We start from the raw sequence: 8,120 nt of genomic DNA, 5'->3' as shown, positions 1-8,120 counted from the left end.
GTAGCCGCTCAGGCCCAAGGGTTCCCCACTGCTGACGCCTATTGGCAATGGCTAGCTGACTACGTTGTCACTAAGAAACTACCATAACTACTTCCCCGTCCGGGCATCCTTCGGGGTGTTCGGGCGGGGGGCTCTTCCCTTTTTTTCCTATTATCGCGGCCCAAATCTCTATATTTCATTGACGTTCTCCCATCCGGCCTCTTCCAGCCTCTTCACGGCTCTTCCGGATTGAAACACCTGTTTAAGACAACATTCTCTTCGCACTACACGTCGCTAAATCGTCCATTCTTCATCGTAAATCTCCTCAGTTATTTTGCCGAGAAAACTCTACTTTTGAACACCACCCCTTTTAGGGGGTTACCGGATCCGATGGTTTCGCGTTCGCTCATCTGTCGTCTGCTTACACGGGCGGGTGAATCTATTGAAACGGAAATGCGGGCGCGATCCGCCTGCCTGTCGCACCGTTTTTATGAAACTGAAACCTATGGTTGCTATCAATCGCCTTTTTCTCCAGATAGGCTTCTCGCAATAAATGTACGTAACCGCTTGCGTGTCGGCTGACGATGGTGAACCGAGGGCTGACCAGGCTTGCGAAGGTCATCGCAACAAGTCAGGTTCAGCGCAAGAGGGTGTCTTGCTAGGTTATGCAACCCGACAATCGTGCATTGGTGAAACGACCTCAGGGGTAGGAAGATGCCGGAAGAACTGAACGAAGTGATCACGGGGACTGAGGAGGCCGATGTTCTGACCGGAACCCTGGGCGCGGATACGATCTTGGGACTTGGCGGGGACGATTCAGTTTTCGGCGATGGGGGCGATGATTCCCTGGTCGGCGGTGCGGGTAACGATACGTTGCGCGGCGGACATGGTGATGACACGCTGGAAGGCGGCGATGGAGATGACGAAATCGAGGGCCTGTACGGCAACGATGTCGTAGATGCAGGCGACGGCGACGACCATGTTTTCGGTCGCGATCAGGATGATCTGATTTACGGACGCGCGGGCGATGACACGCTGATTGGCGGTCTGGGCTCGGATACTCTTTTCGGCGGGGCGGACAGGGATCTGCTGGCGGGCAGCGAGGGCGACGACGAGATCCACGGTGGCGCTGGCAACGATCTGGTGTTCATCGGAATGCGCGAAGGCTCTGACCGGGTTTTTCTCGATGACGGCAACGACAGTCTGGATGGCGGCACATCAAGGTTTTCGTTCCATGCCGAAGGCGGTGCGGGAAATGATACCATGATCTCGGGCGACGGCGATGACACGATGCTGGGCGGCGCGGACGATGATGTCCTTCGCGGGGGCGGCGGCGATGACAGGCTTCATGGCGAGGCGGGCAACGACGCCCTGAACGGTGACGACGGTTCGGACAATCTGATTGGTGGTGCCGGAGACGATACCATCAGGGGCGGCACGTCACAGGACGATCTGCGCGATCTGATTTTCGGCGGTGACGGAAATGACCTGATCGACGGCGGCTACGGCAATGACGAACTGCGCGGCGATGCGGGCAACGATACGATCGCGGGCGGCTTTGGCAGCGACATGATCATCGGCGGCACCGGCAACGATGTCCTTACCGGTTCGGCGCTCGGAGATGTTCTTTTCGGCGCGGACGGCGATGATTTCATCAATGGCGGCTTCGGCTACGACCGCGTCAACGGCGGCGGCGGCGCGGATGATTTCTATCATCTGGGCATCTTCAATCACGGCTCCGACTGGATCCAAGATTACGACGCCTCCGAGGGCGACGTGCTGGTCTTCGGGAACACGGATGCGACGCGCGCGCAGTTCCAGGTTAACGTGGCCACCACGCCGACTGCCGGTGCCGCTGACGTCGACGAGGCCTTCATTGTCTACCGCCCGACGGGCCAGATCATATGGGCGCTGGTCGACGGCGACGACCAGGAAGAGATCAACCTACAGATCGGCGCACAAATCTACGACCTGACTGATATGATCTGAGCGAAAAAACTAAGGAGGGCGTACAGCCCCTCCCTTCGTTGGGAGAGGCTCAGCGTTTCGACAGACGCATCGAAAACCCTGCAGCGTTACTGCGACCACTACATTGCGCCGGGCTTCACTATGGATTCGGTATTGGGCAGAGGTTAAAACTAACCCCCACCGTCTCCTTTGGAGATGCCTACGGCCGCATGCAAAGCGTACCTTGAATATGTGGAGGATTAAGACGGGCCGTCCTCAAGCCGCAACCCTGCAACACTCACACGCATGATGCCACCTGACCAACCGCCGCGTGGGAAGTGACAAGACGGGCGGCAGTTTCAGTTCGGTTGCCAAAGGCCCTGTAGTCATTGAACTCCCTGGCAAGGCCGTTCACTGCGAGACGCTTTCCGACGGCCATGGGTAAGACGGGATCGCCGGCAAGATCTTCTATTTGAGTGGACCGATGTGGTGCCGCGAACGGCAAAAGGCGCAACCCGGACAGGCTGCGCCTTTCATACAGCGGCCAAATTGCGGTGGATCTTACATCGGCACGACGATTTTCTGATCTTTTTCCGGTGCGTCGATCGGCAGGTGGTTTTCTTCGAGCACAAGGATGTTCTCGGCGCCGATAATATCACTGCGGGTCTTGTAGCCGATTACGTCCTCGACCGGCATGTCGCGATGGCGCGCCAGCAGCATCGTCTCGTCAGAGGAGAAATTCGTCAGTCCGCGTGCGACCTCCGTTCCCTGCTCGTTATAGACATGCAAAACGTCACCTTTGGTAAAGTCGCCCTGGATCGAGATGACGTCCTCACGGCTGATCCCGCAGTCCCCCGCGATGATCGCATTGGCCAGCGCGTCTGATACCACGAGCGTGCCAGATACCTGAAGGCGGTTGCTCAACCATACCTTCAGCGGCGACGCCGTTTCGCCGGTAACGAGACACCGCGTGAACCGGCGTTCGTTTTTCAGGACCGACGACACCGGACGCTCGATGATTCCGGAGGCGATAATCGTCTCGACGCCGGCATTCTGTGCCATGTTAGCGGCCTGCATCTTGGTAAGCATGCCGCCGCTGCCCAACTCACTGATCCCAGTCGTCGATTCCAGATGCGCGCTGACGTCTTCGACTTCGGAAATAAACTTGGCGTCGGCGTCGGAGGGGTCGCGGTCATACAGGCCTTCTACACTCGTCAGGATGACCAGAACGTCGGCCTCCACCATCTGGGCGATCTTGGCGGACAGGCGGTCGTTGTCGCCCACCCGCAGATCGCGGGTGGCGACGGAATCGTTCTCGTTGATGATCGGCATGATGTCGCTTTTGAACAGTCTCAGCATCGTGTTCTTGATGTTGAGAAAGCGGCGACGTTCTTCCATGTCCTCGGCGGTCACGAGCATCTGGGCCACGTGCATGTTGTGCTCGGACGCGATCTGGCGGTAGGCGTTCATCAACAGCGGCTGACCGCAGGCGGCGGCGGCCTGTTTGTCCATGATGCCCGCGTCCTCGGGGCGTTTGCCCACCATGTTAAGACCCAAGGCGACCGAACCGGACGAGGTCAGAATAATGTCGTGACCTTCTTTCTGAAGCTGCGCGAGATCACTGATCAGCCCGCTCATGAACGCGTAGCGAAGCGTCAGCTCTTCGCTGTTGGCAAGCAGGCTTGATCCGATCTTGACGACAATTTTCTTCTTCTTCGGCATGATGGCCTCCAATATCTCTCTGTTTCGACAGTATAAATCGCAAACGGTTTGCGTCGCCAGACGCAGCCCTGTAGCACTGCCCATTCAATGATTCGCCGCTGTATAGCACGCACCCGACATGGGAATGCAAACAGGTCGCTGCGGGACACGCACCGTGCTGGCCCGCGCGACGAGGGCAGCAACGGCGATACAGAAACATACTATCCAAGCACTTGATGCTGCATTGCGGCGTCAGAATGCAACGGATCGAACCCGAACGAATGGAGAAGATGATGAACATACTTCTGATAGGCTGTGGCAAAATGGGTGGCGCGATGCTGCGACAGTGGGTAGCGAAGGGCGACAACCGGTTCACGGTCGCCGACCCTGCCGCCACGGACGTGCCGGAAGGCGTTGCGCATGTGTCAAAAGCGACAGATTTGCCAGAAGGCGAATTCGACATCGTCCTGATCGCCATCAAGCCGCAGATGATTGCGGATGTTCTTCCCGACTATGCCCGGGCGCTGAAGGACGGCGGGTGTTATGTATCCATCGCTGCCGGTGCCAGTGTCGACAGCATCGCAAAAGCTACCGGTCCGGCGGCGATCATACGGGTGATGCCGAATATGGCGGCGCTGGTCGGAATGGGCGTCTCAGGGCTCTACGCGAACGATATCTGCACAAAGGAACAAACGGTAGAAGTCACCGCGCTCATCGCGCAGACCGGCACCTGCATTCCAGTGAACAGCGAGGATGACATTGACCGGCTGACCGCCGTTAGCGGCAGCGGTCCGGGCTATATCTTCGAGGTGATGCGCACTTACGTCGCGGCGGCCGAGGCACTGGGTTTCGATGCCGAAACCGCCAAGACGCTGGTGTTCGACACGATCACCGGCACGGTCGAGGCCGCGCGGCGGTCGGACGACAGTCTTGAGGATTTGCGCAAGTCGGTCACCAGCAAAAACGGCACGACGCAGGCCGGATTGGAACAATTGATGCGGGATGGCCAGTTGGACGCTCTGTTTCAGGACACGCTGCAGGCCGCTTATGCCCGCGCCGGTACACTGAAATAGGATGCGCCCCGGCGATCAATCCGCCATAAAGATCTGAGGAGGCAAATATGAACGATATGAGCAACGATACAGCGACACCAGATATCAAAACAATCGTGGAAGATTTGGGCCAACGCGCAAAGGCAGCGGCGCGCGATCTTGCACTGGCTTCGACAGAACAGCGCAATACGGCCCTGACCGAAGCCGCCAAGGCTCTGCGCGCGCGCGCCGCAGATGTTCTGGCGGGCAATGCGCAGGATCTCGACAGCATCAAGGACAGCGGCAAAGACGCCGCTTTCATCGACCGACTGACGCTGACCGAAGACCGCGTCGCGGACATGGCCGACGCGCTCGATGCAATTGCGGCGCAAGACGATCCCCTTGGCCGCACGCTTGCCAGTTTCGATCGGCCCAACGGGTTGAAGATCGACCGCGTCAGTGTGCCGATCGGGGTGATTGCCATGATCTACGAGTCGCGCCCCAATGTCGGATCCGACGCAGGGGCCTTGTGTATCAAATCGGGCAATGCCGTTATTCTGCGCGGCGGTTCGGAAAGCCTTCATTCCTCGCGCGTCATTGTCGCCTGTCTGTCCGAAGGGTTGAAAGCCGCCGGTCTGCCACAGGACGCGGTGCAACTGGTCGATACCCGCGACCGGGAGGCGGTCAAGGTCCTGCTCCACAGCATTGACACCGTCGATCTCGTCATTCCGCGCGGCGGGCGCGGTCTGGTATCGCTGGTCCAGCGCGAAGCGCGCGTACCAACGTTGCTGCACTTGGATGGCAACAACCACACCTACCTCCACCAGAGTGCCGATATCGACAAAGCGGTCGGCATCGTTCGGAATGCCAAGATGCGCCGCACAGGGATTTGCGGCGCAACGGAATGTGTGGTGATCGACGCGGCAATCGCGCAGCAGGTACTGCCGCGCCTTGCAGAAGCTCTGGATGACTGCGAACTGCGCGGCGACGAAAAGGCCCGCCGGATCCTGCCCGACATGACGCCCGCATCGGACGCGGACTGGGACACCGAATACCTCAGCAATGTCATGTCAGTCAAAGTCGTGGACGGGTTGCACGAAGGCATCGCGTTCGTTCAGGCGCATTCCTCGGGGCACACAGACGCAATCGTGGCAGAAGATCACGACGCGGCGAAACAGTTTATGACAGCGGTGGATTCAGCCGTGGTCATGCATAACGCGTCGACGCAGTTCTCCGACGGTGGCGAGTTCGGGATGGGCGCGGAAATCGGGATCGCGACGGGCAAGATGCACGCGCGTGGCCCCGTGGGTGCCGAGCAGTTGACCAGCTTCAAGTACCTCGTCTTCGGCAACGGGCAGCAGCGGCCCTGAAGAATACCGGACCAAGGGCCGCCGAATGGGGCAGCTCTTGGTCATCTTCTCGTGCAGGACGCGGTGGACAGCGTTTCGGGATTTTTACGGTTTGTCGGCTCACGGTGTTCCGGCGCTGCCAAACACCGCACCCAGCCAGCTTCCCGCAAGACCCGGTGCAACGCACGGGCCAAATGCGGTCTACCGGCTTTCTTCATTTGCGCGGGTCAGAATTAAGACAAGGCCACCGGTGCATCGTGTTTCCGGTTCTGCAGATCGTTCACCGCGGCTGTCTCGGCCGGTGCGGTCAGATCGGTATGTCTGTCGTGTACCATTTGTGCCGCTTCGGATGCGCTGTCGCGGGGGCTGGCCGACAATGCCACGTCAAATTTCGCGGGACCGGCTTGCTCGGACAAAATCCGGCGATCCTCTGCGTTTCGATAAAGGCCAGCAATGCGGCATCGCGCTGCAGCTTTTTTCTTCACGTGACCATTCTGTGAAGCGTTTACCAATATTCCTTCTGTTGCTCACGTCACCGATACCGGTCGGAAACAAATCCGTAATCGTGGCACCCGTGGTGCGCAATCCAAAGCTGCTGGCCAGATCGGCAGCGTAGTTCCCCGCCCCAAGGGCGGGTGGGGCGACCGCTCTCACACGCAAGGCTACTCGCTCACGCAATCGGCCTCGTGGTGTCCCTGCGCGGCGTTTCCATGCGTCCGCCATTCGGTCGCCATACGACGAGCGCAAAAGAGCGCGCATTCTTTAGGGGCGGCCCTTACCCAGATGCATTCCCGCGTCGACCAGCAGCAGCTCGCCCGTCACATGCCGGGCCGCATCCGACAGAAAAAACAAGGCCGTATCGGCGATGTCATCCGGGCCCGAGGCCACGCCAAGCGGCGTCAGCGCCTCGACGCTGCGCAGCGTATCCTCGAACGCCTCCGCAGCCATTGTATCCTTGAACCAGCGCGTGCCGATAAAGCCGGGGCAAATCGCGTTGACCCGGATCGCCGGGGCAAGGGCGCGCGCCAGCGACAACGTCATCGTATTAAGCGCCCCTTTCGATGCGGCGTAGGCAACCGACGATCCGATCCCCTTGACCCCCGCAATCGACGAGGTGTTCAGAACCGTGCTTGCCCGACCGGTGGACTTGTACGCCGCTCCAAGCAGCGGTTTCGTCGCCTGCAACATCAGATAAGGGCCAACGACGTTGACCTCGTAGGTGTCCATGAAATCGGCCTTCGACAGGGCATCAAGGTCTGAATGATCCCGCGCGTGACGGGTGATTCCCGCGTTGTTGACCAGAATATCCAACCGGCCACGGCGCTGTGCCGCGTCCGCCAGCGTCCGGCATCCATCGACGTCAGCGACGTTCGCCTGAACCACCTCGACCTGCGCCCCGGATGTCCGGCACAGATCGGCAGTCTCTTCGGCCTCGCTGGCTGAACGCGAGTAATTGACAATCACATCCGCGCCACGCTCGGCCAGCTTGACCGCGACCGAACGGCCCAGCCCTGTCGCCGAGCCAGTCACCAGCGCGATGCGTCCTCCCAAATCATCCATCCGCGACTCCTTTCGATGCTGATCCGCGTCACCTTCACACTATTCCCGCACCTGAATCAAAGGCGATTTGCGTCCGGTCCGACTTCGGCAACGCCCGTGGCGTCGCGCTCCCGGACAAAGAAACGCAATTCTTCGTGGCTTTTTGCACCGGCGTTCAGGACCTGGGAAATAGCTATTGGATCGCCCCGGTTGCGCCCATGCGTCACTGGCGAATAAGGCGGTGCCGATACATCGCGCCAGTTACGGTTGCGACGCTGACGCATCGGATCCACAGGACAATGGCCTGTCGTTGCGCGAGGCAACCCCGTTGGCCAACGAGACCGCGGGGAGCGGACTCAATGCTGTTTCAGGTGGGCCTTTCGGAATCTACGGGCCAGAGCATCTAGGCCTGATCGACGGGGCTGAGCAGGATAGCATCAACCTGATGCCGCGCAGTGGGGCTTTGAACCTGCCAAGCTGACACCCCGGACCCGGAAAGGCGGACAGATCCTCCCAACCGGAGGGGATGTTCTGGGTTTGGGTCGGACAGGACGGTGCGCCAAGGCTCGGGGCT

At 59.7% G+C, this 8,120-nt stretch carries 7 protein-coding genes; 4 read left to right on the top strand and 3 right to left on the bottom strand.

What is annotated here, in order from left to right; translation table 11 throughout:
• The first annotated feature begins 693 nt into the window (after positions 1-693).
• Positions 694-1,968 carry a calcium-binding protein gene (locus Q1A06_RS16315; RefSeq protein ID WP_299566069.1) on the top strand — a complete coding sequence of 425 codons (1,275 nt, stop codon included), beginning with the start codon at positions 694-696 and terminating at the stop codon, positions 1,966-1,968.
• Positions 1,969-2,487: 519 nt separating this feature from the next.
• Here Q1A06_RS16315 and proB read toward each other — a convergent pair.
• Entirely contained in the window at positions 2,488-3,648 is a 1,161-nt protein-coding gene (proB, locus tag Q1A06_RS16310; protein WP_299566067.1) for a glutamate 5-kinase, read from the bottom strand.
• Positions 3,649-3,884: 236 nt separating this feature from the next.
• Here proB and Q1A06_RS16305 point away from each other — a divergent pair, with 236 nt between their 5' ends.
• Together Q1A06_RS16305 and Q1A06_RS16300 are read left to right on the top strand one after the other, a co-directional pair.
• The gene (locus Q1A06_RS16305) at positions 3,885-4,700 is read left to right on the top strand and encodes a pyrroline-5-carboxylate reductase (protein ID WP_299566064.1); all 816 of its coding nucleotides are present in this window, start codon (positions 3,885-3,887) and stop codon (positions 4,698-4,700) included.
• A gap of 47 nt (positions 4,701-4,747) precedes the next feature.
• The gene (locus tag Q1A06_RS16300) at positions 4,748-6,028 is read left to right on the top strand and encodes a glutamate-5-semialdehyde dehydrogenase (RefSeq protein ID WP_299566061.1); all 1,281 of its coding nucleotides are present in this window, start codon (positions 4,748-4,750) and stop codon (positions 6,026-6,028) included.
• Positions 6,029-6,240: 212 nt separating this feature from the next.
• Here Q1A06_RS16300 and Q1A06_RS16295 read toward each other — a convergent pair whose 3' ends face one another.
• Both Q1A06_RS16295 and Q1A06_RS16290 read right to left on the bottom strand, forming a co-directional pair.
• Positions 6,241-6,423 (bottom strand): hypothetical protein, encoded by a 183-nt coding sequence (locus Q1A06_RS16295; protein ID WP_299566058.1) that lies wholly within the window; start codon positions 6,421-6,423, stop codon positions 6,241-6,243.
• A 346-nt stretch (positions 6,424-6,769) separates the two neighbouring features.
• Positions 6,770-7,567 (bottom strand): SDR family NAD(P)-dependent oxidoreductase, encoded by a 798-nt coding sequence (locus Q1A06_RS16290; protein ID WP_299566056.1) that lies wholly within the window; start codon positions 7,565-7,567, stop codon positions 6,770-6,772.
• A gap of 220 nt (positions 7,568-7,787) precedes the next feature.
• Between Q1A06_RS16290 and Q1A06_RS16285 the strand changes: the two genes are divergently transcribed.
• The gene (locus tag Q1A06_RS16285) at positions 7,788-8,027 is read left to right on the top strand and encodes a hypothetical protein (RefSeq protein ID WP_299566053.1); all 240 of its coding nucleotides are present in this window, start codon (positions 7,788-7,790) and stop codon (positions 8,025-8,027) included.
• The last annotated feature ends 93 nt before the right edge of the window (positions 8,028-8,120 follow it).

Source organism: uncultured Sulfitobacter sp. (assembly GCF_947497275.1).
Classification (GTDB): domain Bacteria; phylum Pseudomonadota; class Alphaproteobacteria; order Rhodobacterales; family Rhodobacteraceae; genus Sulfitobacter.
This window is presented reverse-complemented; position numbering and strand designations above follow the sequence as displayed.

Bases quoted from the DNA above. Each gene is read 5' to 3' on its own strand.
- Q1A06_RS16300 (WP_299566061.1), top strand. From the start codon at position 4,748: ATGAACGATATGAGCAACGATACAGCGACACCAGATATCAAAACAATC.
- proB (WP_299566067.1), bottom strand. From the start codon at position 3,648: ATGCCGAAGAAGAAGAAAATTGTCGTCAAGATCGGATCAAGCCTGCTT.
- Q1A06_RS16305 (WP_299566064.1), top strand. From the start codon at position 3,885: ATGCAACGGATCGAACCCGAACGAATGGAGAAGATGATGAACATACTT.
- Q1A06_RS16290 (WP_299566056.1), bottom strand. From the start codon at position 7,567: ATGGATGATTTGGGAGGACGCATCGCGCTGGTGACTGGCTCGGCGACA.
- Q1A06_RS16315 (WP_299566069.1), top strand. From the start codon at position 694: ATGCCGGAAGAACTGAACGAAGTGATCACGGGGACTGAGGAGGCCGAT.